Annotated in this window: 20 protein-coding genes and 2 riboswitches; of the genes, 13 read left to right on the top strand and 7 right to left on the bottom strand. The window is 61.7% G+C overall.

Features of this window, described 5'->3' with window-relative positions; genetic code table 11:
- Nucleotides 1-22: 22 nt before the first annotated feature.
- The 3 genes from gcvP to gcvT all read right to left on the bottom strand — a co-directional run bounded on the left by gcvP (nucleotide 23) and on the right by gcvT (nucleotide 4,613).
- The gene (gene gcvP / locus JaAD80_RS09005; protein WP_102293887.1) at nucleotides 23-2,923 is read right to left on the bottom strand and encodes an aminomethyl-transferring glycine dehydrogenase; all 2,901 of its coding nucleotides are present in this window, start codon (nucleotides 2,921-2,923) and stop codon (nucleotides 23-25) included.
- A 117-nt stretch (nucleotides 2,924-3,040) separates the two neighbouring features.
- A complete protein-coding gene (gcvH, locus tag JaAD80_RS09000; RefSeq protein ID WP_102293864.1) occupies nucleotides 3,041-3,421 on the bottom strand; it encodes a glycine cleavage system protein GcvH in 381 nt (126 codons plus the stop codon).
- Between the two features lie 70 nt (nucleotides 3,422-3,491).
- The gene (gene gcvT / locus JaAD80_RS08995; protein ID WP_102293863.1) at nucleotides 3,492-4,613 is read right to left on the bottom strand and encodes a glycine cleavage system aminomethyltransferase GcvT; all 1,122 of its coding nucleotides are present in this window, start codon (nucleotides 4,611-4,613) and stop codon (nucleotides 3,492-3,494) included.
- Nucleotides 4,614-4,687: 74 nt separating this feature from the next.
- Nucleotides 4,688-4,793: riboswitch (glycine riboswitch) on the bottom strand.
- Nucleotides 4,794-4,821: 28 nt separating this feature from the next.
- A riboswitch (glycine riboswitch) is annotated at nucleotides 4,822-4,909 on the bottom strand.
- Between the two features lie 168 nt (nucleotides 4,910-5,077).
- On the opposite strand from gcvT, the gene JaAD80_RS08990 reads away from it, so the two are divergent.
- The 7 genes from JaAD80_RS08990 (at nucleotide 5,078) to def (ending at nucleotide 15,185) form a co-directional block, all read left to right on the top strand.
- Entirely contained in the window at nucleotides 5,078-5,650 is a 573-nt protein-coding gene (locus tag JaAD80_RS08990) for an ATP-dependent Clp protease proteolytic subunit (protein WP_258002887.1), read from the top strand.
- A 196-nt stretch (nucleotides 5,651-5,846) separates the two neighbouring features.
- Nucleotides 5,847-6,446 carry a phosphatase PAP2 family protein gene (locus JaAD80_RS08985; protein WP_102293861.1) on the top strand — a complete coding sequence of 200 codons (600 nt, stop codon included), beginning with the start codon at nucleotides 5,847-5,849 and terminating at the stop codon, nucleotides 6,444-6,446.
- Between the two features lie 199 nt (nucleotides 6,447-6,645).
- Nucleotides 6,646-10,173 (top strand): chromosome segregation protein SMC, encoded by a 3,528-nt coding sequence (smc, locus tag JaAD80_RS08980; protein WP_102293860.1) that lies wholly within the window; start codon nucleotides 6,646-6,648, stop codon nucleotides 10,171-10,173.
- A complete protein-coding gene (locus JaAD80_RS08975; RefSeq protein WP_102293859.1) occupies nucleotides 10,170-11,360 on the top strand; it encodes a cell division protein ZipA C-terminal FtsZ-binding domain-containing protein in 1,191 nt (396 codons plus the stop codon). The genes smc and JaAD80_RS08975 overlap by 4 nt, the downstream gene beginning before the upstream one ends.
- A gap of 14 nt (nucleotides 11,361-11,374) precedes the next feature.
- Nucleotides 11,375-13,726 carry an NAD-dependent DNA ligase LigA gene (gene ligA, locus JaAD80_RS08970; RefSeq protein ID WP_102293858.1) on the top strand — a complete coding sequence of 784 codons (2,352 nt, stop codon included), beginning with the start codon at nucleotides 11,375-11,377 and terminating at the stop codon, nucleotides 13,724-13,726.
- Between the two features lie 32 nt (nucleotides 13,727-13,758).
- The gene (gene galU / locus JaAD80_RS08965; protein ID WP_102293857.1) at nucleotides 13,759-14,652 is read left to right on the top strand and encodes a UTP--glucose-1-phosphate uridylyltransferase GalU; all 894 of its coding nucleotides are present in this window, start codon (nucleotides 13,759-13,761) and stop codon (nucleotides 14,650-14,652) included.
- Complete coding sequence (gene def, locus JaAD80_RS08960) at nucleotides 14,649-15,185, top strand: peptide deformylase (RefSeq protein WP_102293856.1); 537 nt, start codon at nucleotides 14,649-14,651, stop codon at nucleotides 15,183-15,185. Before galU ends, def begins: the two co-directional genes overlap by 4 nt.
- A 175-nt stretch (nucleotides 15,186-15,360) precedes the next feature.
- Here the strand turns inward: def and JaAD80_RS08955 are convergent, their stop codons facing one another.
- From JaAD80_RS08955 to map, 4 genes are all read right to left on the bottom strand, one after another.
- On the bottom strand, nucleotides 15,361-16,125 hold the full coding sequence (locus JaAD80_RS08955) for a flagellar brake protein (RefSeq protein ID WP_102293855.1): 765 nt from the start codon (nucleotides 16,123-16,125) through the stop codon (nucleotides 15,361-15,363).
- Between the two features lie 155 nt (nucleotides 16,126-16,280).
- Nucleotides 16,281-17,030, bottom strand: coding sequence for a pseudouridine synthase (locus JaAD80_RS08950; RefSeq protein WP_034752263.1), 750 nt, complete (start codon nucleotides 17,028-17,030; stop codon nucleotides 16,281-16,283).
- Between the two features lie 49 nt (nucleotides 17,031-17,079).
- Complete coding sequence (locus JaAD80_RS08945; protein ID WP_102293854.1) at nucleotides 17,080-19,647, bottom strand: [protein-PII] uridylyltransferase; 2,568 nt, start codon at nucleotides 19,645-19,647, stop codon at nucleotides 17,080-17,082.
- Nucleotides 19,648-19,703: 56 nt separating this feature from the next.
- The gene (gene map, locus JaAD80_RS08940; RefSeq protein ID WP_102293886.1) at nucleotides 19,704-20,516 is read right to left on the bottom strand and encodes a type I methionyl aminopeptidase; all 813 of its coding nucleotides are present in this window, start codon (nucleotides 20,514-20,516) and stop codon (nucleotides 19,704-19,706) included.
- Between the two features lie 390 nt (nucleotides 20,517-20,906).
- Here map and rpsB point away from each other — a divergent pair, with 390 nt between their 5' ends.
- The 6 genes from rpsB to JaAD80_RS08910 all read left to right on the top strand — a co-directional run bounded on the left by rpsB (nucleotide 20,907) and on the right by JaAD80_RS08910 (nucleotide 26,156).
- Nucleotides 20,907-21,659, top strand: a complete 753-nt coding sequence (rpsB, locus tag JaAD80_RS08935) for a 30S ribosomal protein S2 (protein WP_086145236.1) — start codon at nucleotides 20,907-20,909, stop codon at nucleotides 21,657-21,659.
- Nucleotides 21,660-21,816: 157 nt separating this feature from the next.
- On the top strand, nucleotides 21,817-22,728 hold the full coding sequence (gene tsf / locus JaAD80_RS08930; RefSeq protein WP_102293853.1) for a translation elongation factor Ts: 912 nt from the start codon (nucleotides 21,817-21,819) through the stop codon (nucleotides 22,726-22,728).
- A gap of 148 nt (nucleotides 22,729-22,876) precedes the next feature.
- Nucleotides 22,877-23,593 carry a UMP kinase gene (gene pyrH / locus JaAD80_RS08925; protein WP_092715775.1) on the top strand — a complete coding sequence of 239 codons (717 nt, stop codon included), beginning with the start codon at nucleotides 22,877-22,879 and terminating at the stop codon, nucleotides 23,591-23,593.
- Nucleotides 23,594-23,897: 304 nt separating this feature from the next.
- Nucleotides 23,898-24,458, top strand: a complete 561-nt coding sequence (gene frr / locus JaAD80_RS08920) for a ribosome recycling factor (RefSeq protein ID WP_092802600.1) — start codon at nucleotides 23,898-23,900, stop codon at nucleotides 24,456-24,458.
- A 97-nt stretch (nucleotides 24,459-24,555) separates the two neighbouring features.
- The gene (gene uppS / locus JaAD80_RS08915; RefSeq protein ID WP_102293852.1) at nucleotides 24,556-25,323 is read left to right on the top strand and encodes a polyprenyl diphosphate synthase; all 768 of its coding nucleotides are present in this window, start codon (nucleotides 24,556-24,558) and stop codon (nucleotides 25,321-25,323) included.
- Complete coding sequence (locus JaAD80_RS08910; RefSeq protein WP_102293851.1) at nucleotides 25,323-26,156, top strand: phosphatidate cytidylyltransferase; 834 nt, start codon at nucleotides 25,323-25,325, stop codon at nucleotides 26,154-26,156. Before uppS ends, JaAD80_RS08910 begins: the two co-directional genes overlap by 1 nt.
- Nucleotides 26,157-26,167 lie beyond the last annotated feature (11 nt).

Raw genomic sequence — 26,167 nt, 5'->3', positions numbered from 1 at the left:
CGCGGAAGCGGGCGCCTGGCAATTACTCTTCTTCGTATGAGCTGATTGGTGCGCAGCCGCAGAACAGGTTGCGGTCGCCGTACACGTTGTCGGCGCGGCCGACCGGTGGCCAGTATTTGCGCTGGCGCAGCGAGGCGACCGGGTAGGCGGCGATTTCGCGGCTGTACTTGCGTTCCCAGTTGTCCGACATCAACACCTGTGCCGTGTGCGGCGCGTTCCTCAGCGGGTTGTCGTCGTGGTCGAATTCACCGCTGGCGACCTTGGCGATTTCCGCGCGGATGGCGATCATGGCGTCGATGAAGCGGTCGATCTCCACTTTCGATTCGCTTTCCGTCGGCTCGATCATCAGGGTGCCCGGCACGGGGAAGCTCATGGTCGGCGCATGGAAGCCGAAGTCCATCAAGCGCTTGGCCACGTCTTCGTTGCTGATGCCGGTGGCGTCCGTGATCGGGCGCAGGTCCAGGATGCACTCGTGCGCGACCAGGCCGTCGTGGCCCGAGTACAGCACCGGGTAGTGCGGCGCCAGGCGGCGGGCGATGTAGTTCGCCGCCAGGATCGCCGTCTCGGTGGCTGCGGTTAATCCCTCTGCGCCCATCATGGCGATGTACATCCACGAAATCGGCAGGATGCTGGCCGAGCCGAATGGCGCGGCGCTGACGGCGCCGATGCCGGCAACGTCACGCTGGTAGCCCGAGGAGCGCTGGTTTGGCAGGAATTTAGCCAGGTGGGCGCCGACGCCGATCGGGCCGACGCCTGGTCCGCCACCGCCGTGCGGAATGCAGAAGGTCTTGTGCAGGTTCAGGTGCGAGACGTCGCCGCCAAACGAGCCGGGAGCTGCCACGCCAACCAGCGCGTTCATGTTGGCGCCGTCGATGTAGACCTGGCCGCCGTGCGAATGAATGATTTCGCACAGTTCCTGGATGCCTTCTTCAAACACGCCATGCGTGGACGGGTAGGTGACCATCACGCAGGCCAGGTTGGCGCTGTGCTTTTCCGCTTTCGCCTTCAGGTCGGCCAGGTCCACGTTGCCGTTGGCGTCGCAGCTGGTGACGACCACCTGCATGCCGACCATGTTGGCCGACGCGGGGTTGGTGCCGTGTGCCGACGATGGAATCAGGCAGATGTTGCGGTGGCCTTCGCCGCGCGATTCGTGATACGCCTTGATTACCAGCAGGCCAGCGTATTCGCCTTGCGAGCCGGCGTTCGGCTGCAGCGAGACGGCCGCGTAGCCCGTCAGCGCGCACAGCATTTCTTCCAGCTGCGAGATCATTTCGCGGTAGCCGACCGTTTGCGCATCCGGCGCGAACGGGTGGATGTTCGAGAACTCGGGCCAGGTCACGGGGATCATTTCCGACGTGGCGTTCAGCTTCATGGTGCACGAGCCGAGCGGGATCATGGTGCGGTCCAGCGCCAGGTCCTTGTCGGCCAGGCTGCGCAGGTAGCGCAGCATTTCGTGTTCCGAGTGGTAGCTGTTGAAGACCGGGTGCGTCAGATACGCGCTTTCACGCGCCAGATTCGCCGGCAGCGCGCTGGTCACGGCCGCTTCAACGGCGTCCAGCTCCGGGAAGGCAGGCGCGTTGGCCACGCCTTCGGCGAACACGGTCCACAGCAGCGCGATATCGTCGCGCGTGGTGGTTTCGTCGAGCGACAGGCCGACATGGGTGGCATCGACCTTGCGCAGGTTGACGCCGTGCTTGATGGCCGTCGCGTGCAGTTTGTCGGCATCGGCGACGTTGACGGTCAGGGTGTCGAAGTAGCTGGCGTTGGCGATGCCGTAGCCCAGGGTCTTCAGGTTGGCCGCCAGCACGCCCGTAAAGCGGTGCACGCGCCGGGCGATCTGCAGCAGGCCGGCAGGGCCGTGGTAGACGGCGTACATCGACGCCATCACGGCCAGCAGCACTTGCGCCGTGCAGATGTTGGACGTCGCTTTTTCGCGGCGGATATGCTGTTCGCGCGTTTGCAGGGCCAGGCGGTACGCCTTGTTGCCTTGCGCATCGACGGTCACGCCGACCAGGCGGCCCGACATATTGCGCTTGAACTCATCGCGCGTGGACAAATAGCCCGCGTGCGGGCCGCCGAAACCGAGCGGCACGCCGAAGCGCTGGCTGTTGCCGACGACGACGTCGGCGCCCCATTCGCCCGGTGGCGTGAGCATGGTCAGGGCCAGCAGGTCGGCCGCGACGATAACCATGGCGCCATTCGCATGCAGTTTTTCCACGCCGGCGCGGTAGTCGCGCACGACGCCGTTGACGCCAGGGTATTGCAGCAGCACGCCGAAGCAGGCGTCCAGCGACTCAATCTCCGCCGGGTCGAAGGTACGCACGTCGATGCCGATCGGCTGGGCGCGCGTCTGCACCACTTCCAGGGTTTGCGGCAGCACGTCGCTGGCCACATACAGCACGTTCGACTTCGACTTGCCCACGCGCTGGATCAGGGTCATCGCTTCGGCGGCGGCCGTGCCTTCGTCCAGCATCGAGGCATTCGAGATGCCCATGCCGGTCAGGTCGGTGATGACTTGCTGGAAGTTCAGAATCGCTTCCAGGCGACCTTGCGAAATCTCTGGCTGGTAAGGCGTGTACGCCGTGTACCAGGCCGGGTTTTCAAAGATGTTGCGCAGCACGACGCCAGGGGTGAAGGTGTTGTAGTAGCCCTGGCCGATCAGGGATTTGAGCACCTGGTTCTTGCCGGCGATGGCTTTCAGGCGCGACAGCGCTTCCTGTTCCGGCATCGGCTGCGAGTACGCGCCCAGCGGCAGGGCGCCCTTGTTGCGGATGTTGGCCGGTACCAGGGCATCGATCAGCGCGGCGCGCGATGGATAGCCGAGGGTCGCGAGCATGGCTTGCTGTTCGGTGTGGGAAGGGCCGATGTGGCGGGCGATGAAGGCATCGCGTGCTTCGAGTTGGGTCAGGCTGGTGCGGGTCATGATATAGAGGCCAAAAAAGACTGAAAAACCGGGATGCGGCGCGCGGGCGCGGCGCCGGGGCATAGCTACAAAATTAAATGCAAACGGGCCGCAATGGCGGCCGTGAGTCAAACGCGATTACGCGCCGGTGGTGGCGCCATAGGCGGCGGCGTCGAGCAAGCCGTCCAGGGCCGACACGTCGGCTGGCTTGATCTTGAACAGCCAGTTGGCGTAGGCGTCGGCGTTGATCGACTCTGGCGAGTTGACCACGGCGTCGTTGACGGCCACGACTTCGCCGGCGACCGGTGCGTAGATGTCGCTCGCTGCCTTGACCGATTCCACCACGGCGGCGTCGTCGCCGGCGCCGTAGGTATTGCCCACGCTTGGCAGTTCGACGAAGACGATATCGCCCAGCGCGTCCTGTGCGTATTCGGTGATGCCGACGGTGACGGTGCCGTCGCCTTCAAGGCGTACCCATTCGTGGGAAGCGGTGTACTTCAGGTCTGCAGGAATGTTCATGTGTGGCTCCAGATGGTAAGTGTTCGTTATTGATTATGTTTATGCAGTCTTGCGGGCGGCTCTAATACGCTTACGCAGCCAGGATTTTACCGTTACGCACGAAAGGCAGCTTGACTACCGAGGCGGCCAGCTGCTTGCCGCGGATTTCCACGTGCACGGTGTCGCCTACAGCGACGCCGTTCGGCACGCGCGCCAGGGCGATCGCTTCCTGCATGGTCGGGCTGAAGGTGCCGCTGGTGATTTCGCCCGCGGCGTCATTGCCGGCGACGATGACTTTCTGGTGCGCGCGCAGCACGCCGCCTTTTTCGCGCAGGATCAGGCCGACGAATTGCGCGTTCTGGCCCTTGGCCAGCAGGGCGGCCTTGCCGGTGAAGTCGCGTTCGCTGACCAGGTCGATGGTCCAGGCCAGGCCCGCGTCGAGCGGGTTGACGCTTTCATCCATATCCTGGCCGTACAGATTCATGCCCGCTTCCAGGCGCAGGGTGTCGCGTGCGCCCAGGCCGGCCGGCTTGACGCCCGCAGCTGCCAGGGCATTCCACAGCGCTTCAACCTGCGTGGCGGCCACGCCGATTTCAAAGCCGTCTTCGCCCGTGTAGCCGGTGCGCGCCAGCATGACTTCGCCGAAAGCCGTGTCCTTGACGATGACGACATTGAACGGCTTGATGGCTTCGGACGCGGCTTGCGTTTCCGGCAGCACCTGCCATACCTTGGCGCGCGCGTTCGGGCCTTGCACGGCCACCAGGGCCATGGCGTCATTGCCGTCGCGGCGCTGCGTGATCGTCAGGCCGCTGTTGCTGGCGGTATTTTGCTGCTGCATCCAGGCCACGTCTTTTTCCGCCGTGCCCGCGTTGACGACCAGGCGGAACCAGTTTTCGTTGAAGAAGTAGACGATCAGGTCATCGATGACGGTACCTTCGGCATTCAACATGCACGAGTACAGCGCCTTGCCCGACACTTGCAGCTTGTCGACGTTGTTGGCCAGCAGGCCGCGCAGGAAAGCGCGCACGTTCGGACCTTCGATATCGACCACGCACATATGCGACACGTCGAACATGCCGGCGTCGCCGCGCACGGCGTTGTGTTCTTCGATTTGCGAGCCGTAGTTGACGGGCATGTCCCAGCCGCCGAAATCAACCATGCGGGCGCCGAGGGCACGGTGGGCGTTATTGAGTGGGGTCGCTTTGAGCGTCATGGATTCCTCGGGACGAAGGTAAAAGGGGAGTTAACAAAACATAGAATAGCCAAACACGGCTTTCCAGCGTGATCACTGACCCCCCTGTCCTTTGTACCTGAGAGATTACGGGGGCTTGCCCCGTGCGCCCCTTCGGTGGGCCGCCGGCAATAGCCGCGGCCGCTCTCCAGAGTTGAGCTAAAACGTGTCGCCAAAGCAACAGCTTCAGTCCGCCTGATCGGTCCTTTTGCCTGAGAGTTTTTGGGTAGTGCCCCTTCGGCGGCAACGCTGGCGTTGCCCTCTCCCGATCAAGTGGGAGGAATATATGCCAGCAGGGTGCTTCTGTCAATCTGTAAAGGCGTGTCCCGGGCGCCCGAAAGCGCCTGTTTGCGGGGCTGGCAGGGGTGCGCGAACGCTGCAAAAGGGCGCCCGGCCGCGCAGGAATGCGCTATCATGAAATCCTGGCTTTCTTGCGGGTGCCTGCCATGAATACTACACAAAGCGAGACGCAAAACAACACTGAACAGCACGGTTACTTCACGCTCTCGGGCGACGTCAACAGCGATATGGTGCGGCGCGTGTTCAACGCCGTGGCCGACATCACGGAAGACAAGCTCACTACCGCGCATATCCTGATCCAGTCGAACGGGGGCTATGTCAGCGATGGCATCTGCCTGTACAACCTCCTGAGTAAATTGCCGCTCGACATCATCACCTATAACGCCGGCGCCGTGGCGTCCATCGCCGTGACCCTGTTCCTGGCGGGACGGCAGCGCCATGCCAGCGATACGGCGCGCTTCATGGTGCACAAGTCGCATGCGACGGCGTCGCCCGGTTCGCGCCCGGATGCGCTCAGCATCATCGTCGAAGGCTTGCGCGCCGACGACATGCGCACCGAGCGCATCCTGCGCAACCACGTCCGGCTGACGGAAGAGCAGTGGCAGGTGCACGCGTATTCCGACCTGCACCTGACGGCAGAGCAGGCGCTGGCGGTGGGCATGATCGATGCGGTCCGCGACTTCGCGCCGCCCAAGGGCAAGCGGCTGACGAATATCTGAGGCCGGTGCAAGGTGGCGGCGGCATGTTTCCGTGCATTTAATTTCCGCATGGAAATTTTGTAATGGAATGTAATTCTTTGCTGCTCTGCATCAAAAGGCGCGCGAAACGGGGCCATGTCGTGGCATAGTGCAGTCTGATCATGAAATAAGCGCTGGTACGATGACTTGGTGGAACGGGATTTCTTTTGCGGCCGACATGTCCCTGATGGGCCCGGCGGGAGTGGCGATTGCCCTGTGGCTGCTGGTGTCGCGCCAGTGGAAGCTGGTGCTCAGCTGGAGTCTGTGGTATGGCGCCGGCCTGGCGCTGGTGGTGCTGTCGAAGCTGGCCTTCATGACCTGGGGCGTGGGCAGCAGCAGCCTGGACTTTACCGGTTTCAGCGGCCATGCCATGCGCGCCGGCGCCGTCTTTCCCGTCCTGATGTATGTCTTGCTGCAGCGCGCCGCGCCGCGCTGGCGCCACGCGGGCGTGCTGGCGGGCGTGGCCTTTGCCGTACTGGTGGCCATTTCGCGCGTGGTCGTGCATGCGCACAGCGTGTCGGAAGCCGTCAGCGGCTGCGTGCTGGGCCTGGCGGTGGCACTGGGCTTCATGTGGAATGCCCGCGGCGCCGTGAATATTGCCGTCAGCCATGCTCTGGCCCTGGCCAGCCTGCTGCTGATGGTGATGCTCAGCTTCAAGGCGGAGCCGCTGCCGACCGAGCAGTGGCTGCAAAAACTGGCCATGAGCCTGTCCGGCCACGAGCGCGTTTTTTCCCGTGCGGACTGGAAACTGGCGCAGGATGGCCGTCCCGCCCGCTGACACAGGGGCGGGGGCTGTCTGGCGCTGCTGTTTTTTGGCCAGAAAAGCATCAGGAAATGGTATGATAAAGCACTCCCTGCGCACCCCGCGGTGAGTGGCCAGACTGCCGCCGCAAGGGCGGCATGGTGGCCATGCGCTGCATATGAACCGGGTTCACCCATAAATTAACCGCCAGCATAGGCCAGGAACTCTAAAACACGTGCGTCTCTCTTCCATCAAGTTGTCGGGATTTAAGTCTTTCGTCGATCCCACCAATTTCCAGGTGCCAGGCCAGCTCGTGGGCGTGGTTGGCCCGAATGGCTGCGGCAAATCGAACATCATCGACGCCGTGCGCTGGGTGCTGGGCGAATCGAAAGCGTCGGAGCTGCGCGGTGAATCGATGCAGGACGTCATTTTCAACGGCTCCACGCACCGCAAGCCGGCCGGCCGCGCTTCCGTGGAACTGGTGTTCGACAATAACGATGGCAAGGCGTCCGGCCAGTGGGGCCAGTACGCCGAGATCGCCGTCAAGCGCACCCTGACGCGCGACGGCACCTCCACCTATTACATCAATGGCCAGCCGGTGCGCCGGCGCGACATCCAGGATATTTTCCTTGGCACCGGCCTCGGCCCGCGCGCTTACGCCATCATCGGCCAGGGCATGATTTCGCGCATCATCGAATCGCGCCCGGAAGAATTGCGCGTGTTCCTGGAAGAAGCGGCGGGCGTATCGAAATACAAGGAACGCCGCCGCGAGACGGAAAACCGTTTGCAGGACACGCGCGAGAATTTGCTGCGCGTGGAAGACATCTTGCGCGAACTCAATGCCAACCTGGAAAAACTCGAAGCGCAGGCGGCCGTGGCCACGCGCTTCCACGCCTTGCAGGCGGACCAGGAAGAAAAGCAGAAGCTGCTGTGGCTGCTGCGCAAGAACGAGGCGCAAAACGAGCAGACGCGCTATTTCCGCGAAGTGGAACAGGCGCAGACAGACCTGGAAGAGCAGACGGCCAAGCTGCGCAATGTCGAGCTGACCCTCGAGCAGATGCGCCAGGCGCACTTTGCCGTGGGGGACCGCCTGCATACGGCGCAAGGCCATTTGTACCAGACGAATGCTGAAATCGGCAGCCTGGAAGCGCAGATCAAGTTCGTCATCGAATCGCGTGCCCGCCTGCAGGCGCAGCTGGCGACCCTGACGGCCCAGCGCGACCAGTGGACGCAGCAGGGTAGCGACTACCAGGAGCAGATCGAAGAGGCGGAATTCCACCTCGAGGAGCTGGCCGCCAAGGTCGAGCAGTCGCAGATGATGGCCGAGCAGAAGGGCGAGCAATTGCCCGAGCTGGACGCCGCCTGGCGCGCCGCGCAAAACAAGAGCACGGAATCGCGCGCGCGGATCATGCAGGCGCAGCAGCAGCTGGAGCTGGAATCGGCGCACCAGCGCAATGCCTCGAACATTCTGTCCAGCCTGTTGACGCGCCGCGAGCGCCTGCAGCAGGAAAAGAACAGCCTGAGTTTGCCCGACAGCAGCCACCTGGAAAACCTGAAACTGCAGCTGGAAGAAAAGCAGCAGGCGCTGGAAGAGCAGGGCTTCTACCTGGAAGAAGCACTGGAGCAGCAGCCCAAGCTGGAGCAGGAACGGGCCGAAGCACAGACGCAAGTCAACGCCGAAACGGCCGCCAACGCCCAGCTGGAAGCGCGTCTTTCCGCTTTGAAACAGTTGCAGGAGCGGGTGCAGACCCAGGGCAAGGTTCAGCCATGGCTGAAAAAGCACGAGCTCGACACCTTGCCGCGATTGTGGCAAAAGCTGCAGATTGAGGCGGGCTGGGAAGCGGCCATGGAGTCGATCCTGCGCGAGCGCACGTCGGCCCTGCAATTGTCGAATATCGACTGGGCCAAGGCCTTCTTTGCCGACGCGCCACCGGCCAAGCTGGCCCTGTACGCGCCATCGACCGTGGCGCCGCTGCCCGTGCCGGAAGTGCCTGGCCTGAAACCGTTTTTGAATTTGCTGAAACTCAACGACCCGGGCTTGCGCGGCTTGCTGCAGGACTGGCTGCACAATGCCTACGCCGTGGAAGACGCGGCCGAAGCCCTGGCGGAACGGGGTAAACTGCCGCCGGGCGGCTATTTCGTCACGCGCGCCGGCCACGTGGTCACGGCCACCAGCGTGCGCTTTTATGCGGCCGATTCGGAGCAGGAAGGCATGCTGGGCCGCCAGCAGGAAATCGACAATATCGGCAAGCAGCTGCGTGCCCAGCAATTGCTGGCCGAAGAGGCGCGCGCCCGTTCCGTGCGGGCCGACGCGGCAGTGGGCGCCCTGACGCGCAACCTGTCCGATTTGCGCCTGCGCATACAGCAGCTGACGTCCTCCGTGCATACCTTGCAGCTGGACGTGGTGAAACTGTCGGAAGTGGAAGCGCGTTTCAATCAGCGCAGCACGCAGATCGGTGCCGACCTGGCGGAAATCGCCGCGCAGGAAGCGGAACAGCAGCAGATCAAGGCGGAATCGGAAGAAAAATTCGAACAACTGGACATGGAGCTGGGCAACTTGCAGGAAGCGCACGAAGACGGCCATACGGATTTCCTGCAGAAGGAACAGCGTCTGGCCGAGGCGCGCGAAGCCTTGCGCGACCTGGAACGCGCCGCCAAGGATACGGAATACGCGGAAAAAGCCCACCGCGCGAAGATCGAGGAATTGCGCCGCAACATCGCGACGGCTAGCACGCAGGCGCAGCAAGTGTCGGAAAGCCTGCAGGCGGGACAGCTGGAACTGGCCAACCTGGAAAGCGGCGCTGCCGCCGACGGCTTGCAGGATCTGCTCGAGCGCCGCACCACGCAGGAACGGGCGCTGGCGGACGCGCGCCATGAACTCGATCAAATTACGCAGCAGCTGCGTTTGTCCGAAGATGCGCGTACGCAATCGGAACGCAGCCTGCAGCCGCAGCGTGACAAGATCATGGAAATGCAGCTCAAGGAGCAGGCCGCGCGCCTGAACCAGGAGCAATTCGCCCAGCAACTGCTGGAGTCGGGCGCCGACGAGGCCGCGCTGACGGAAAAATTGCACCCGGACATGCGCCCCTCGTATCTGCAGGGCGAAGTGACGCGCCTGACGAATGCCATCACGGGGCTGGGCGCCGTCAACCTGGCCGCGCTCGACGAGCTGGCGCAGGCTTCCGAGCGCAAAAATTTCCTCGACGCCCAGAATGCGGACCTGACGGAAGCGATCAACACGCTGGAAGACGCGATCCACAAGATCGACAAGGAAACGCGCGACTTGCTGCAAGACACGTTCGACAAGGTCAACCATCACTTTTCCGAGCTGTTCCCGATTCTGTTTGGCGGCGGCCAGGCCAAGCTCACCATGACGGGCGACGAAATTCTCGATTCCGGTGTACAAGTCATGGCGCAGCCGCCTGGCAAGAAAAATGCCACCATCCACCTGTTGTCGGGTGGAGAGAAAGCGCTGACCGCGACGGCCTTGGTGTTTTCCATGTTCCGCCTGAATCCGGCGCCGTTCTGCCTGCTCGACGAAGTCGATGCACCGCTGGATGATTCGAACACGGAACGCTTCTGCCGCATGGTTAAGCGCATGTCCGACCAGACCCAATTCCTTTTCATTTCGCATAACAAGATTGCGATGGAAATGGCCCATCAATTGATCGGTGTGACGATGCAGGAGCAAGGCGTATCGCGCATCGTGGCGGTGGACATGGAGTCCGCCGCAAATTTTGCTACCGAGGCACAAGCAGCATGACAGACCTTCAAATTACTTTGTTCGGCGCCGGCGGCGTCTTTATCGTCGGTGTTTTCTCCTACAACAAATGGCAGGAATATAAGGCCAAGAAAAGCGTGGAGCGGGCCTTTTCCACCGATCACGATGACGTGCTGATGCGCGAAGGCGAAGCGCCTGTGGCCGATGTCCAGGAACCCGTCCTGCGCCAGGAACCGCGTTTCGATGCGGCGCCGGCCGCCAAGGCCGAGCCGTCGTTTGGCGCACCCCCGGCCGCCGCCGTAACGGACGCGTCCGTGCACGCGGAACCGTCGCTGGGCGATGCCGCCGCGCCTGTGGTTTCGCCTGCCGCTGCGCCTGCCGCTGCCGCAGCGGCCGCTCCTGTGCGCGAAGAAGTCAGCGCCGCCAGCGAACAGGCTACCAGCCTCGTCGATCCGCTGATCGACTGCCTGCTGCCCTTGTCGCTGGAAGCGCCGGTACGCGGCGACAAGATTTTGCCCGTGCTGCAAACGCTGCGCCTGGTGGGCAACAAGCCCGTGCATTTCATCGGCCTGCATGTGAATGGCGACTGGGAACCGATCACGCATGGCGGTGTCTACACCAAGATGCAGGGCGGTGTGCAGCTGGCCAGCCGCAGCACGGCCCTGAATGAACTCGAGTACTCGGAACTGGTCACGCGCCTGCGGGGCGTGGCCGACGATATCGGCGCCGAGCCGGAAGTGCCGGACATGATGGAAGTGATGGCAGAAGCGCGCAATCTGCACCGTTTCGTGGCTGGCCACGACGCGCAGCTGGGTGTCAACCTGCACACGAATGGCGCGCCATGGGCCATTTCCACCTTGCTCGTGGCACTTGAAAAACAAGGTTTCGACGTGCGTCCCGACGGCCGCTTCGTCATGCCGGACGGCGATGGCAGCTATCTGTTCTCGTTGTCGACCAATGTCACGCTGGCCGAGGAAACCACGCCCCGCTTGACCCTGCTGCTCGACGTGCCTTGCGTGGCGCCCGCGCGCGACGGTTTTGGCGCCATGATCGCCTGTGCTAAATCGCTGGTGGGCCGCCTGGACGCGACCATCGTCGACGACTACAACCAGGCCCTGTCCGACGCGGCGCTGGCCGAGATCGCCGGCCAGGTGCAAGAGTTTTACCAGGAAATGGACGCGGCCGACATTCCGGCCGGCTCCACCCGCGCCCTGCGTTTATTTAGCTGAAGAATCCCGCAACAATGACTGATCTGACCAACCAGGACGCCGCAGCGCGGGTCCTGGCACTCACTGCCGAACTTAACCGGCATCTGCACGCCTACCACGTGCTTGACAATCCCACCATTCCTGACGCCGAGTACGACAAGCTGTTTATCGAACTGCAGGCGCTGGAAGCGGCCCATCCCGAGCTGCTGCAGCCCGATACGCCCACCTTGCGCGTGGGCGCGGCGCCTCTGCCGCAATTCGAGCAAGTCACGCACACGGTGCCGATGCTGTCGCTGAACAATGGTTTTAGCGACGACGACATCGTCAATTTCGACCGCCGCGTGCGCGAAGGCCTGGGCCTCGATGGACAGGACGTCGCCTATGCGGCCGAAGTGAAATTCGACGGCCTGGCCATCAACCTGCGCTATGAGAACGGCCTGTTCGTGCAAGCGGCCACGCGCGGCGATGGCGCCACTGGCGAAGACGTGACGGCGAATATCCGCACCATTTCCGGCATCCCGCTGCGCCTGCATGGCAAGACCGTGCCGGCGCTGCTCGACGTGCGCGGCGAAGTCATGATGTTCAAGGCCGATTTTGCCCGCCTGAACGAACGCCAGCGCGAGGCCGGGCAGAAGGAATTCGCCAATCCCCGCAACGCGGCGGCCGGCAGTCTGCGCCAGCTCGATTCGCGCATCACGGCCCAGCGCAAGCTGCGTTTCTATGCGTACGGCATCGGCGCCCTCGATGGCGCCGCCATGCCCGCGTCGCATTCGGCCTTGCTGGACTGGTACGAACTGCTCGGCATCCCCGTATCGAAAGAGCGCAAGGTGGTGCAGGGTGCGCAGGGCTTGCTCGATTACTACGCCGACATCGGCGCCCGGCGTCCCGCCTTGCCGTACGAAATCGACGGCGTGGTCTACAAGGTCAACGCCACGGAAGACCAGCAGGAACTGGGCTTTGTCTCGCGCGCGCCGCGTTTTGCGCTGGCGCACAAGTTTCCCGCCGAAGAAGCGCTGACGCAGGTGCTGGGCATCGATATCCAGGTGGGCCGCACGGGCGCCATGACGCCAGTGGCGCGCCTGGCGCCCGTTTCCGTGGGCGGCGTGACGGTCACCAATGCCACCTTGCACAATGAAGACGAAGTGCTGCGCAAGGATGTGCGCGTGGGCGATACCGTCATTGTGCGGCGCGCTGGCGATGTCATTCCGGAAGTGCTCGCCGTGGTGCTGGAGAAACGTCCAGACCCGGCGCCGCCGCTGTTCAAGATGCTGGAAGCATGCCCCGTGTGCGGCTCGCACGTGGTGCGCGAAGAGGGCGAGGCGATCGCCCGCTGCTCGGGCGGCCTGTTCTGTTCGGCGCAGCGCAAGGAGGCGTTCCGCCACTTCGCTGGCCGGCGCATGATGGATATCGACGGCCTGGGTGAACGTTATATCGATACCCTGGTCGAACTGGAATACGTGCATGGCCTGGCCGATCTGTACAGCCTGACCCTGGACAAGCTGCTGGAAATGAAGGTACGCGCCGATGAGCGCGATGGCTCCACGCCTGAGACAGTGCAACAAGGCAAGATTCCCACGAAGTGGGCGGAAAACCTGCTGGCTGGCATCGAAGCAAGCAAGCGGCCGCCGCTTGAGCGTTTCCTGTTTGCGCTGGGCATCCGCCACGTGGGTGAATCGACGGCGAAGACCCTGGCCGAGTGGCTGGGCAGCCTGGAATACGTGCGCCGCGCGCCGGCGGCCCTGCTGCGCGTGCTGCCCGATATCGGCGGCACGGTGGCCGAGTCCATCGCCGACTTCTTTGCGGAAGAAAAAAACCAGCAGGCGCTGCAGGCATTGCTGGACGCCGGGGTCGCGCCGCAAGGCGAACATGCGCCCAGCGCCAAGCTGCGCACGCAGCTGGAGCAAACCAAGCTGCTGGCCGCGCTGGGCATTCCCAAGCTGACCGAGCCGCGCAGCAAGCAGCTGGTGGAGCGGGGCGTCACCCTTGCCAGCCTGGCGGCGCAGGGTGCCAGCTTCCATGCGGGCTTGCCCGCTGCCGTGGCCGAGTCGCTGGCGCAATGGCTGTCTGTTGACGACAATGTCAAGCTGCTTGGTCAATTGGACGCCCTCAGAAATGAATTACTGTCACAATTGCCTGAAATGCCAGCCTCCGGCGGCAAGCTGGACGGCAAGACGTTCGTCTTGACGGGCACCTTGCCCACCATGGGCCGCGATGACGCGGCCGCGCTGATCGAGGCGGCTGGCGGCAAGGTCAGCGGTTCCGTGTCGAAGAAAACCAGCTATGTCGTGGCTGGCGCCGACGCAGGCAGCAAGCTGGCCAAGGCCCAGGAGCTGGGCGTGCCCGTGCTGGACGAGGCGGCCATGCTGGCGTTACTGGCACAGCAATAGCGGTATTTATTCAATATTTTGCAGATAGATCCATGAAAAAAATCCGAAAAGCAGTTTTCCCCGTCGCGGGCCTGGGCAGCCGTTTCTTGCCCGCCACCAAAGCGCAACCGAAGGAAATGCTGCCCATCGTCGACAAACCCTTGATCCAGTATGCGGTGGAAGAGGCGGTGGCGGCGGGCATCACGGAAATGATCTTCATCACGGGCCGCAACAAGCGCGCCATCGAAGACCATTTCGATACGGCCTACGAACTGGAAACAGAACTGGAAGCGGCAGGCAAGCGCCAGTTGCTGGAGATGGTGCAAAACGTCATTCCCAAGCACATCAATTGCATCTACATCCGCCAGTCGGCGCCGCTGGGCCTGGGCCATGCCGTACTATGCGCCCGTCCCGTGATCGGCGACGAGCCGTTTGCCGTGCTGCTGGCCGACGATTTCATGGATGTGGAAGAGGGCGTGCGTCCGGTGCTGGCGCAGATGGCCGATGTATACCAGTATGAAAACTGTTCCTTGCTGGCGGTGCAGGATGTGCCGCGCGCGGAGACCAAGCAGTACGGCATCGTCAGCGCCCAGCATTATCAGCCTGACCTGGAACTGGTTTCGGCCATCGTGGAAAAACCTGCCCCGGAAGAGGCGCCGTCGACCCTGGCCGTGGTCGGACGCTATGTGCTGACCAGCCGCATCTTCGAGCACCTGGAAAAAATCGGCACGGGCGCCGGCGGCGAAATCCAGCTGACTGACGGCATTGCCGCCCTGATGCGCGAGGAGCGCGTGCTGGCCTACCGCTACAAGGGCCAGCGCTATGACTGCGGCTCCAAGCTCGGCTACCTGAAGGCGACCACGGCGATGGGCATGAAGCATGCGGAAACGGGTGTCGCTTTCCGCAATTATCTGCAACAGCTGCAATCGACACTGGACGCCAAATGACGGTACGCGAGATTCTGAAGATGGGTGATCCGCGCTTGCTGCGGATGGCCGAGCCCGTGCGCGAATTTAATACGCCCGAATTGCACGCGCTGATCGCCGACATGTTCGACACCATGCATGCCGCCAATGGCGCCGGCCTGGCCGCGCCGCAGATCGGCGTCAACCTGCAGGTGGTGATCTACGGCTTCAAGCAGAATGCGCGCTACCCTGACGCGCCGCAAGTGCCGGAAACCGTGCTGATCAATCCGGTCCTGACGCCCTTGTCGGAATGCAAGGAAGAGGGTTTCGAGGGCTGCCTGTCCGTGCCCGGCCTGCGCGGCAGCGTGCCGCGCTGGAGCGAGCTGCACTATGAAGGGTTCGACCAGTTCGGCCAGCCCATCAGCCGCGACTGCGACGGCTTCCATGCAAGAGTGGTGCAGCATGAGGTCGATCATCTGCACGGCATTCTGTATCCTATGCGGATTGTCGACTTTACGCAGTTCGGTTATACCGAGGTCATGTTCCCGGACCTGGATCCGAACGACGACGATTGATCGGCCCCTGAGAAAACGCCCAAGGCTGCGTTGCCTTGCCGTACTATTCCGTACTGTCTTCGGCCATACGCCTTGCCCTGAACGTTTTTCAGGCGCCTCATACGTGTGACTGTCGAACATAAAATGGCCGCGCAGCTTGAGCTGGGCGGCCATTTTTTATGGGCAAGCGAGAAACTCAGCGTACCTTGCGGCTGCTGCCCATATTGTCGAGCAGCATTTTCAATTCATCCTGCATGGCTACCGACAGGTTCAGGAAGCGACAGCCGATCTGCACCTGTTCGCCCAGCAGGAAGGAGCGGAAGGTGCGCGACAAACGGATTTCCAGGTCGGCGATCATGACTTTGTCCGGCCCCAGCTCCAGGCGCACGCGCGACAGCTTGCGGCCCACGTACAGGCCCACCGTATCGCGCGGATGGGCGCGCATGCCGATGCCGCCGGCGGAAAAGTCATACAGCTGCAATTCGTAGGGGCGGCCTTCCAGCACGAACGCGGCCAGGTAGTACACACCCAGCGGCGTTTCCAAGCGCGTCGATTCGCGCCGCTCCAGCACCAGGCAGTGGCTGGGGAAGTTCGTCAGGTAGACGTTGGGCCGCTCGGGATAGGCTTCCCATTCGCCATTGATGGTGAATTGCAGCTTGGCGCTTTGCACCCAGGACACGAAGGTGGCGCCGCCCGGCGGCAGGGTGGCACCTTCATTGAGCTCCAGCACGAATTGCGGCAGGTCGTCATCGACCGACAGAATGCGCGCCATGATGACCTCTTCGCCACCGCTGGGGTAGATGGAGATGGCGTCACCGTTGTCTGCCAGGCTGCACAGGGTTTCGCCGATATCCCACGGATCGCTCATGTGGTGCGGCTTGGTGCCGGGCGCCATCGGCTCGGCCACGTCGGCCAGGCTGGGCGCGCCCTTGCGCAGGGGATTGGGGATGGGATCGTTCACGACGGCGTATCTCTTCTGTTCTAATGGGGAATAGTGTATAGGTTCACGGCAATATTTGCTAAGCAAATCACAATAATGATATTTATTGCACTATATTCCTGTTTCTTCTTGCGCAGTCTGGCATGCCGCAGGGCCTGCCGCCTTGATCTGCGTGCTTAAAACTGTTCGTCGGCACTCAGGTAGCGCCATTGGCCCGTCGGCAGGTCGCCCAGCTTGACCTTGCCGATGCGCACGCGTTTCAAGCCCAGCACCTTCAAGCCCACGGCTTCGCACATGCGGCGGATCTGGCGCTTCTTGCCTTCGCGCAGGGTAAAGCTCAGCTGGTCTTCATTCTGCCAGCGCACCTTGGCCGGCAGCAAGGGCTTGCCGTCGAGCCACAGGCCGTGGTTGAGCTTTTTCAGCTCGCTGTCGGGCAGGGTGCCGCCCTTGGTGTAGCTCACGCGCACCAGGTATTCCTTGTCGATATCGGTATCGTGGCCGATCAGCTGCTTGGCCACGCGGCCATCCTGCGTCAGCACCAGCAAGCCGACGGAATCGATGTCCAGGCGGCCGGCCGCCACCAGGCTGCGCAGCTGGGTCGGATGAAACTGTTCCGGGCTGCGGTCTTCCGCCCAGCGGTTTTCCGCCTTGATCAGGGCCACGGCGGGCGTGTAGCCATCTTCGGCCTGGCCGCTGACATAGCCGACGGGTTTGTTGATCAGGACGGTGACCCGCTTTGACTGCTCGGCCGCCGCCTGGCGCTCCACGGTGACGCGCTGGCTGGGGTAGACCTTGCTGCCCAGTTCGGATACCACTTTGCCATCTACGCGCACCCAGCCGCGCGCGATCCATTCATCGGCTTCGCGGCGCGAGCACAGGCCCAGTTCGGACATGCGTTTGGACAAGCGTAATAATTCTTCGGTCATGGTCTGTGTTTCACTAAATCAATAAGAGTGGACGCTGCGCTGGCGGCATTTACACCTTCAGCGCATCGAGTAAGTCGGTTTCCAGCAATATCTGGTTGCGGGCATTGTTGAGCGCGGGGCCATCGACAAGGAAGACGTCTTCGACCCGCTCGCCCAGGGTCATGATCTTGGCCGTATGCAGGTTGATGCGGTACTTGGTCAGCACATTGGCGATCGAGTACAGCAAGCCCGTGCGGTCGTTGGCGGCCACCGACAGCAGGTAGTACTGCCCCCTTTCGTCGGGCCGCAAGTCGACGGTCGGCTGGAAGGGGAAGGTGCGCGACAGACGCGACAGCCGGCCCTTGCCCGGCGGCGGCAGCGGCGCCTGCGACAGCAGCAGTTCGCCCAGTTCATGCTCGATCAGGCTGATGATGTCGCGGTAGCTCTTGGCGAAGTTCTGTTCCGTCACCAGGAAGGTGTCGAGCGCATAGCCGTTCTTCGTGGTATGGATCTTCGCGTCGAGGATGCTGAAGTTCTTGCGGTCGAAATAGCTGCAGATGCGCGCGAACAGGTCGGGCTGGTCGGGCACGTAGACGGCCACCTGCAAGCCTTCGCCAATGGGCGCCAGCCGGCATTTTACCACCGGCAACTTGCTGTCGAGCTTGTCATACAGCGAGCGCGTCTGCCAGGCGATGTCGGAGGCGTCGTGGCGCAGGAAATACGCCACGTCCAGCTGCTGCCACAGCTTGACATGCGCGTCTGGCGGCAAGCCGTACAGGCGCAGGGTGGCCAGCGCTTCCTGCTGGCGGTTCTTCAGCTCGCGGTCGGCCGTGTGCGGTTCGCCACCGAGAACGCGCAAGGTGACCTTGTACAGGTCTTCCAGCAGCTTGCCTTTCCACGCATTCCACACTTTCGGGCTGGTGCCGCGGATGTCGGCCACCGTCAGCAGGTACAGGCCCGTCAGGTGGCGCTCATCCTTGACCACTTTCGCAAAAGCGGCGATGACGTCGGGATCGGACAGATCCTGCTTCTGCGCCACCTGCGACATGGTCAGATGGTTTTCCACCAGGAAGGCGATGAGTTCCGTATCCTCGGCCGACAGGCCATGATCCTGGCAGAACTGGGTGGCGTCGGCCACGCCCAGCTTGGAATGGTCGCCGCCGCGGCCCTTGGCGATATCGTGGAACAGGGCCGCCACGTACAGCAGCCACGACTGCGAGAAATCGGCCATCAGCTGGCTGCAGAACGGGTATTCGTGCGCATGCTCGCTCATGGTGAAGCGGCGCATATTGCGCACCACCATCAGGATATGCTGGTCAACCGTGTACACGTGGAACAGGTCGTGCTGCATCTGGCCCACGATGCGGCGGAAATTCGGCAGATAGCGTCCCAGGATGCTCATTTCATTCATGCGCCGCAGCGCGTGGATGATGCCGACGGGCGCCTGCATGATGCGCAGGAAGAGGGCGCGGTTGACGGGATCCTGGCGGAAGGCGGCGTCGATCTTGAAACGCTCGTGCCACAGGGCCCGCGTGGCGCGCGAAGTCATGCCTTTCAGGGCCGGGCGTTCCGTCATCAGCACGAAAATTTCCAGCATGGCCGACGGGTATTGCTCGAACGTGTCGTCGGCGCTGATGTCGATCAGGCTGTTGACTTCATTGAAGCGCTCGTTGATGGGCACGGCCACATCGTCTTGCGGAAACAATCGCGCTTCGATGTTTTGCAGCAGAATCGTGTTGAGCTGGGTCACCGTCTTGGCGGCCCAGTAATAGCGCTGCATCAGGAATTCGCTGGCGCGGCGCATGTGCGGCCCGCTGCCCGTCGCTTGCAGGCCCAGCGATTCGGCGATGGCCGTCTGCACGTCGAACACCAGGCGGTCTTCGCGCCGGCCCGCATGCAGGTGCAGCCGCACGCGGATATCCTTGAAAGCGCGCTCCTTTTCCATCAGCTGGCGCGCTTCCGTCAGCGTGATCAGGCCGCCCGTGGCCAACGTGCGCCAGGAATTGGCCAGGCCGGCCGCCTTGGCCACCCATAAAATCACCTGCAAGTCGCGCAGGCCGCCGGGGCTCTCCTTGCAATTGGGTTCCAGGCTGAAGGCCGTGTCTTCATATTTGGCGTGGCGCTGGCGCATTTCCGCCGTTTTCGCCTGGAAAAACGCCTGCGGATCCATGGCCGCATCGTAGCGCTGCTGCAATTGCGCGAACAGCTCCGCGTTGCCGCACACCAGGCGCGCTTCGAGCAAGCTCGTTTGCACGGTGATGTCGGCTTTCGATTCGATCAAGCACTCATCGACGGTGCGGATGCTGTGGCCGATTTCCAGGCCCAGGTCCCACAGCAGTTGCACCAGTTCCTCGAGCTTTTCCTGCGTCGCCGCATCCGGCGATTGCTGCAGCAGGATCAGCAGGTCGACGTCTGAATAGGGAAACAGTTCGCCGCGGCCATAACCGCCGACGCCCACCAGTGAAGTGCCAGGCGGCAAGCCCGCTTCCTGCCACGCGCGCGCCAGCACGCCGTCGACGCTGTGGCGCAGGCTGCGCAGCAGTTTTTCAGGCTTGCCGTCGGCCTGGAAGGCCGCGATGACGACCTGGCGGTCGGCTTTCAGTTGCTGTTTCAGCTGTTCCCGAACTTGCTTTTTCATCTGGGCCCTGGGTGGCGGTGGGTCGGGTGGGGTCAGGCTAGGTCAATCAGGCGTGATCAGGCTTTTTTGGCGATGATGGCCGGCGGCGGCGGCATGCCCGGCGAAACGGTCAGCACTTCATAGCCCGTTTCCGTCACCAGCACCGTGTGTTCCCATTGCGCCGACAGGCTGCGGTCCTTGGTTTTGATGGTCCAGCCGTCGTTCATTTCGCGGATTTCGCGGCGGCCCGAGTTGATCATCGGTTCCACGGTGAAAATCATGCCCGCTTCCAGGCGCTCCAGGGTGCCTGGCTTGCCGTAGTGCAGCACTTGCGGTTCTTCATGGAACACCTTGCCGATGCCGTGGCCGCAGAATTCGCGCACCACGCTGTAGCCGGCTTTCTCGGCATGTTGCTGGATGGCATGGCCAATATCGCCCAGGTGGGCGCCCGGCTTGATCTGGTCGATTCCCAGCCACATGCATTCATAGGTGATTTCCGACAGGCGCTTGGCCAGGATGGTGGGCGTGCCGACCAGGAACATGCGGCTGTTGTCGCCGTGGTAGCCATCCTTGATGACGGTGATGTCGAGGTTGACGGCGTCGCCGCTCTTCAAGACCTTGTCGCCGGGAATGCCGTGGCAGATGACATCGTTGACGGACGTGCAGATGGCTTTCGGGTAGGGCGTGTAGCCTGGCGGGCAATAGTTCAGCGGGGCCGGGATGGTGCCTTGCACATTGACCATGTATTCGTGGCACAGGCGGTCCAGTTCACCGGTCGTGACGCCCACCTTGACGAAGGGGGTGATGTAGTCGAGCACTTCGGCGCCGAGTTTGCCGGCAACGCGCATGCCTTCGATGTCGGCGGCGGTATTGATACGGATGGTGGACATGATATGGTTCGCAATCTGCAAGAGGTTCGGCTGAAAAGCACAGACTTATCCTGCGCAAGGCGGAAAAGTCTGCAAATATGTCGAAATTATAAACGAGGCGCACCCGATCCGCCGCCTCCTTCCTATGGCCGGGAGGCGATTTGTGGGGGAAAAGGCGCCGCCGCCGCCCCTTGCACCAGCCTGGTGCGCCGGCCGCTTTCCCCCTGCGCGCGATTTGCGCCGCGCACTTGATGCAATGGGCATTTCAGTGTAGAATCCCGGGTTGCTTGAATTCTCTTTTAAGCAATGCAGTAAAACAGTGTCTTTAATTTATATAAACACGCGAATCCGGTCGACAAGGGTGCCTGTATGGTGACTGATCGGATTCCAGACCCAACCCTGGAGTTAATAATGTCCGTAACAATGCGCGAAATGCTGGAAGCCGGTGTCCACTTTGGTCACCAAACCCGTTTTTGGAATCCAAAAATGGCACCGTTCATCTTCGGCCATCGCAACAAGATCCACATCATCAACCTGGAAAAAACCATGGCGATGTACCAGGACGCAATGAAGCACGTGCGTCAACTGGCTGCAAACCGTGGCACCATCCTGATGGTTGGCACCAAGCGTCAAGCTCGCGAAATCATCGCTGCTGAAGCACAACGCGCTGGCGTGCCTTTCGTTGATCAACGTTGGTTGGGCGGTATGCTGACCAACTTCAAAACGATCAAAACCTCGATCAAGCGCCTGAAGGACATGGAAGCGATGGTCGAAGATGGTTCGATCGAGAAGCTGTCGAAAAAAGAAGCGCTGATGTTCTCCCGCGAAATGATCAAGCTGCAAAAATCGATCGGCGGCATCAAGGACATGGGCGGCGTTCCTGACGCAATCTTCGTCGTCGACGTCGGCTACCACAAAGGCGCGATCACCGAAGCAGCTAAACTGGGTATCCCGGTCATCGGCGTTGTCGATACCAACCACTCCCCAGAAGGCGTGAACTTCGTGATCCCAGGTAACGATGACTCCTCGAAAGCCATCATGTTGTACGCTCGCGGTGTTGCTGATGCAATCATCGAAGGCCGTGCAGCTGCCGGTAACGAAGTTGTTGAAATGGTTAAAGCAGCCGCTGGTGACGAATTCGTCGAAGTTAACGAACAGGCTTAATGGCCAGGCTATCGCAGGATAGCCGTTTGTAAGCACAGCAGTAAGGGAAAAGGGGTGGCAGCAGCTCCCCCTTTTTTTTAACAAAAAAACGATAGCGACCGCTGGCAAGGCGCAAGCCCGTGCCGCGACTATCGACTCACCGAATCAGGAGAAACACATGGCAGCGATTACAGCAGCGATGGTAGGCGAATTGCGCGGCAAAACCGACGCACCAATGATGGAATGCAAAAAAGCACTGACCGAAGCCGATGGCGACATGGCCCGTGCGGAAGAGATCCTGCGCGTCAAACTGGGCGGCAAGGCATCGAAAGCATCGGCACGCATCACCGCTGAAGGCGTAGTGGCAACCTACATCGCCAACGGCGTAGGCGCCCTGGTCGAAGTGAACTCGGAAACCGACTTCGTTGCTAAAAACGACGATTTCCTGGCACTGGCCAACAACGCTGCCCGTCTGGTAGCGGAACACAACCCGGCTGACGTAGCTGCCCTGCTGGCCCTGCCACTCGATGGCAAGACCCTGGAAGAAGTGCGCGCTGCCCTGATCGGCAAAATCGGCGAAAACATGACCATCCGCCGCTTCCAGCGTTTCGAGACCAGCGCCAAGCTGGCTTCGTACCTGCACGGTTCGCGCATTGGCGTGATCGTCGAATTCGACGGCGCCGATGAGCAAGTAGGCAAAGACGTGGCCATGCACATCGCTGCAATGAAGCCAGTGTCGCTGTCGTCGGAACAAGTTCCAGCGGAACTGATCGAAAAAGAGCGTTCGGTTGCTCAGCTGAAAGCTGAAGAAGACGCAGCCAAAGCTGCCGCCGAAGGCAAGCAAGCGCAATCGCCGGAAATCCTGGCCAAGCGCCTGGAAGGTTCCGTACAGAAGTACCTGAAAGAAGTTTCCCTGCTGAACCAAGCTTTCGTGAAAAACGACAAGCTGTCGGTTGAGCAAATGCTGAAGGCGGCTAACACCACCGTCAAGGGTTTCGCCATGTACGTGGTGGGCGAGGGCATTGAGAAGAAGCAAGACGACTTCGCAGCGGAAGTCGCAGCACAGATGGCTGCCTCCCAGGGAGCGTAAGTAAAGCGGGCCGAGAGGCCCGTTTTTTTGGCCCGCCCGCACCCGTCGTGCCGGGCGGCGGCATGGGCAGCTTCCTCCCGCCTATCCGGCGCTGCAAGGCGCTGCGCCATGTCATACTCGAATAACCTCATTTATGGAGCCCCAGCTCATGTCAAAACCAGCCTACAAGCGCGTCCTCCTCAAGTTGTCCGGCGAAGCCCTGATGGGCGATGATCCCTACGGCATCAACCGCGCCACGATCGAGCGCATGGTGGCCGATGTGGCCGAGGTGGCGAAGTTGGGTGTGGAACTGGCAATCGTGATTGGTGGCGGCAATATCTTCCGCGGCGTCGCGCCTGGCGCGCAAGGCATGGACCGTGCCACCGCCGACTACATGGGCATGCTGGCCACCGTGATGAATGCACTGGCCCTGGCCGATGCCATGCGCCACGTGGGTATCACGGCGCGCGTCATGTCGGCCATCGGCATCGAACAAGTTGTCGAGCCGTATGTTCGTCCGAAAGCCCTGCAATACCTGGAAGAGGGCAAAGTGGTTGTCTTCGCCGCCGGCACCGGCAATCCCTTCTTCACCACCGACACGGCTGCTGCCCTGCGCGGTTCCGAGATCAGCGCCGAGATCGTCCTGAAGGCCACCAAGGTCGACGGCGTCTACACGGCCGATCCGAAGAAGGATCCGAACGCCACCCTGTTCAACACCATCACGTTCGACGACGCCATCGCCAAGCACCTGCAGGTGATGGATGCCACGGCATTCGCCCTGTGCCGCGACCAGAAACTGCCAATCAAAGTGTTTTCGATTACGAAACCAGGCGCCTTGATGCGTGTCATCATGGGTGAAGACGAAGGCACGCTGGTCCACGTATAAAAATAAGGAGGACCAAAAAACCGTCCATGGCTGCGTCGCTCCACCTTGCCAGTACCATGCGTACTGGCTTCGGTGCGGCGCCTTGCCCTGAACGGTTTTCGGCACTCTTGACGGGCGCCAGCCGCGCGTCATATGGATGTAATTGCAAGATTAATTTATCACTAACAACGCCTGGCAAAACCGTCGCGAGCGGAAGGGAGTTGTGGCTGAGAAGCGCAACCGTACGAAGGTACGGTGAGCATCGCAGGCCGCAAATACCGACGCGCAGCAGGTTTTTGACAGGCGTCACTACAGGAGTACAGTAATGTCCTTAGCTGACGTTAAGAAAAACGCCCAGGAACGCATGACGAAATCGCTGGAAACACTGCGCGCCGACCTGGCCAAAGTGCGTACCGGCCGTGCCCATACGGGTATCCTGGACCACGTGATGGTCGACTACTACGGTTCGCCGACGGCGCTGACCCAGGTGGCCAACGTGACCCTGATCGATGCGCGCACCATCGGTGTGCAGCCATACGAAAAGAAGATGGCTTCGACCGTCGAAAAAGCCATCCGCGACGCCGACCTGGGCTTGAACCCGTCGGCACAGGGCGACCTGATCCGCGTACCGACGCCGCCCCTGACGGAAGAGCGCCGCAAGGAAATGGTCAAGCTGGTGAAAAGCGAAGCGGAAGACGCGAAGATTGCCGTGCGCAATATTCGCCGCGATGCGAACGAATCGCTGAAGAAACTGGTCAAGGAAAAAGCCTGCTCCGAAGACGACGAGCGCCGCTCGTCGGAAGAAGTGCAGAAGCTGACGGACAAGTTTATTGCCGACATCGACAAGATGGTTGTCGACAAAGAAAAAGAAGTGCTGACGGTCTAGTCTTCAGTCTTTTGCGCTGCCCGGGAAAGCATGGCTTTTCCGGGCAGTGCTATTTGGCGCATAATAACTATCTTTTATTTTTGGCATTAGTGTTTTCATGATCTATTCGAGTTCGACAACGGCAGTACCCGAGGTGGGCACGGTGCCGCGCCATGTGGCAATCATTATGGATGGCAATGGTCGCTGGGCAACCAAGCGCTTCCTGCCCCGGGTGGCTGGCCACGTCAAGGGCGCCGACGCCGTGCGCGGCATCGTCGAGACTTGCCTTACGCGCGGCGTCGAGTACCTGACCCTGTTTGCCTTCAGTTCGGAAAACTGGCGCCGTCCCGAAGAAGAAGTGTCGATGCTGATGCGTCTGTTCGTCACCATGCTGGAACGCGAAGTGGTGAAGATGCATGCCAACGACATCCGCCTGAAAGTGGTGGGCGACTTGTCGCGCTTCAATGAACAGTTGCAAACGCTGATTGCCGATGCCGAACGCAAGACGGCGCGCAACACGCGCCTGACGATGACCATCTGCGCCAATTATGGCGGCCGCTGGGACATCATGCAGGCAGTCAATAAAATGACGGCCGCAGCCATCGCCGCTGGCCAGGCACCCGGCCAGGCTTATACGGAAGAGCAACTGGCGCCCCATCTGGCCATGGCCTACGCGCCCGAACCCGACCTGTTCATCCGCACTGGCGGCGAACAGCGCATTTCCAATTTCCTGTTGTGGCAACTGGCGTACACTGAGTTGTTTTTCACCGAGACTTTCTGGCCTGACTTCAATGAAGAATGCCTCGACGCGGCAATCGCGTCTTACCAGCAGCGCGAACGGCGCTTTGGCCGTACCAGCGCGCAACTAACTGAAAAGAAAAACTGATGCTGAAAACACGGATAATCACCGCCCTGGTCTTGTTGGCGGTCTTGCTGCCGGTTCTGTATCTCAATTATTTCCCCGCATTCGCCGTGATCGTCACGCTGTTCTTCGGCGCCGCCGTGTGGGAAAGCTTCCGCCTTTTCAAGAATCGCCAGGCGCTGGTGATCGCGGCCGTCTGGACGGCCGCCTTCGCGTATACGTTTTTTGTCGGCAACGGCATGGCGCAGCTCAATTTCTGGTTCGCCCTGAGCGTGGCCATCTGGCTGATCCGCTTCGTGCCCTCGCTGGCGACGGGCCTGCCGCCCATGGAAGGGCTGGGCAACACCTTGCTCAGCCTGGTGTACCCGGTCACCATCGTCGGCTGCTTCGTTGCCATCATCGCCTTGTTCCTGCATAGCCCCCTGTACCTGCTGTCCGTCATGGCGCTGGTATGGATCGCCGACATCGGCGCGTATTTCTCGGGCAAGGCTTTCGGCAAGCGCAAGCTGGCGCCGACCATTTCTCCAGGCAAGTCGTGGGAAGGCGCGATCGGCGGCGGTATCGCCGTGCTGGTCATTTCCGCCATCACGATTCTCGCCGCGCCATCGCTGCCCGTCTTGCAGGACACCTTCGCCGTGCAACTGCAACTGCACCGCGGCTGGCTGGTGGCCCTGCTGATCCTGCTGGTGGTGGTGGCCGCCAGTGTCGTGGGCGACCTGTTTGAATCGCAATTGAAACGCCGCGCCGGCATCAAGGACAGCAGCAACCTGCTGCCTGGCCATGGCGGCGTACTCGACCGTATCGACGCCTTGATCCCGGTCTTGCCGTTTGCCGCCCTGGTGGCCAACTGGCTTTAAGGAATTAGTTC

The sequence above is a fragment of the Janthinobacterium sp. AD80 genome (assembly GCF_002878455.1).
GTDB lineage: Bacteria > Pseudomonadota > Gammaproteobacteria > Burkholderiales > Burkholderiaceae_D > Janthinobacterium.
This window is presented reverse-complemented; position numbering and strand designations above follow the sequence as displayed.

Excerpts from the sequence above, each read along its gene's own strand:
- gcvP (WP_102293887.1), bottom strand. The coding sequence starts at position 2,923 with ATGACCCGCACCAGCCTGACCCAACTCGAAGCACGCGATGCCTTCATC.
- gcvH (WP_102293864.1), bottom strand. The coding sequence starts at position 3,421 with ATGAACATTCCTGCAGACCTGAAGTACACCGCTTCCCACGAATGGGTA.
- gcvT (WP_102293863.1), bottom strand. The coding sequence starts at position 4,613 with ATGACGCTCAAAGCGACCCCACTCAATAACGCCCACCGTGCCCTCGGC.
- JaAD80_RS08990 (WP_258002887.1), top strand. The coding sequence starts at position 5,078 with ATGAATACTACACAAAGCGAGACGCAAAACAACACTGAACAGCACGGT.
- JaAD80_RS08985 (WP_102293861.1), top strand. The coding sequence starts at position 5,847 with ATGTCCCTGATGGGCCCGGCGGGAGTGGCGATTGCCCTGTGGCTGCTG.
- JaAD80_RS08975 (WP_102293859.1), top strand. The coding sequence starts at position 10,170 with ATGACAGACCTTCAAATTACTTTGTTCGGCGCCGGCGGCGTCTTTATC.
- ligA (WP_102293858.1), top strand. The coding sequence starts at position 11,375 with ATGACTGATCTGACCAACCAGGACGCCGCAGCGCGGGTCCTGGCACTC.
- galU (WP_102293857.1), top strand. The coding sequence starts at position 13,759 with ATGAAAAAAATCCGAAAAGCAGTTTTCCCCGTCGCGGGCCTGGGCAGC.
- def (WP_102293856.1), top strand. The coding sequence starts at position 14,649 with ATGACGGTACGCGAGATTCTGAAGATGGGTGATCCGCGCTTGCTGCGG.
- JaAD80_RS08950 (WP_034752263.1), bottom strand. The coding sequence starts at position 17,030 with ATGACCGAAGAATTATTACGCTTGTCCAAACGCATGTCCGAACTGGGC.
- JaAD80_RS08945 (WP_102293854.1), bottom strand. The coding sequence starts at position 19,647 with ATGAAAAAGCAAGTTCGGGAACAGCTGAAACAGCAACTGAAAGCCGAC.
- map (WP_102293886.1), bottom strand. The coding sequence starts at position 20,516 with ATGTCCACCATCCGTATCAATACCGCCGCCGACATCGAAGGCATGCGC.
- rpsB (WP_086145236.1), top strand. The coding sequence starts at position 20,907 with ATGTCCGTAACAATGCGCGAAATGCTGGAAGCCGGTGTCCACTTTGGT.
- tsf (WP_102293853.1), top strand. The coding sequence starts at position 21,817 with ATGGCAGCGATTACAGCAGCGATGGTAGGCGAATTGCGCGGCAAAACC.
- pyrH (WP_092715775.1), top strand. The coding sequence starts at position 22,877 with ATGTCAAAACCAGCCTACAAGCGCGTCCTCCTCAAGTTGTCCGGCGAA.
- frr (WP_092802600.1), top strand. The coding sequence starts at position 23,898 with ATGTCCTTAGCTGACGTTAAGAAAAACGCCCAGGAACGCATGACGAAA.
- uppS (WP_102293852.1), top strand. The coding sequence starts at position 24,556 with ATGATCTATTCGAGTTCGACAACGGCAGTACCCGAGGTGGGCACGGTG.
- JaAD80_RS08910 (WP_102293851.1), top strand. The coding sequence starts at position 25,323 with ATGCTGAAAACACGGATAATCACCGCCCTGGTCTTGTTGGCGGTCTTG.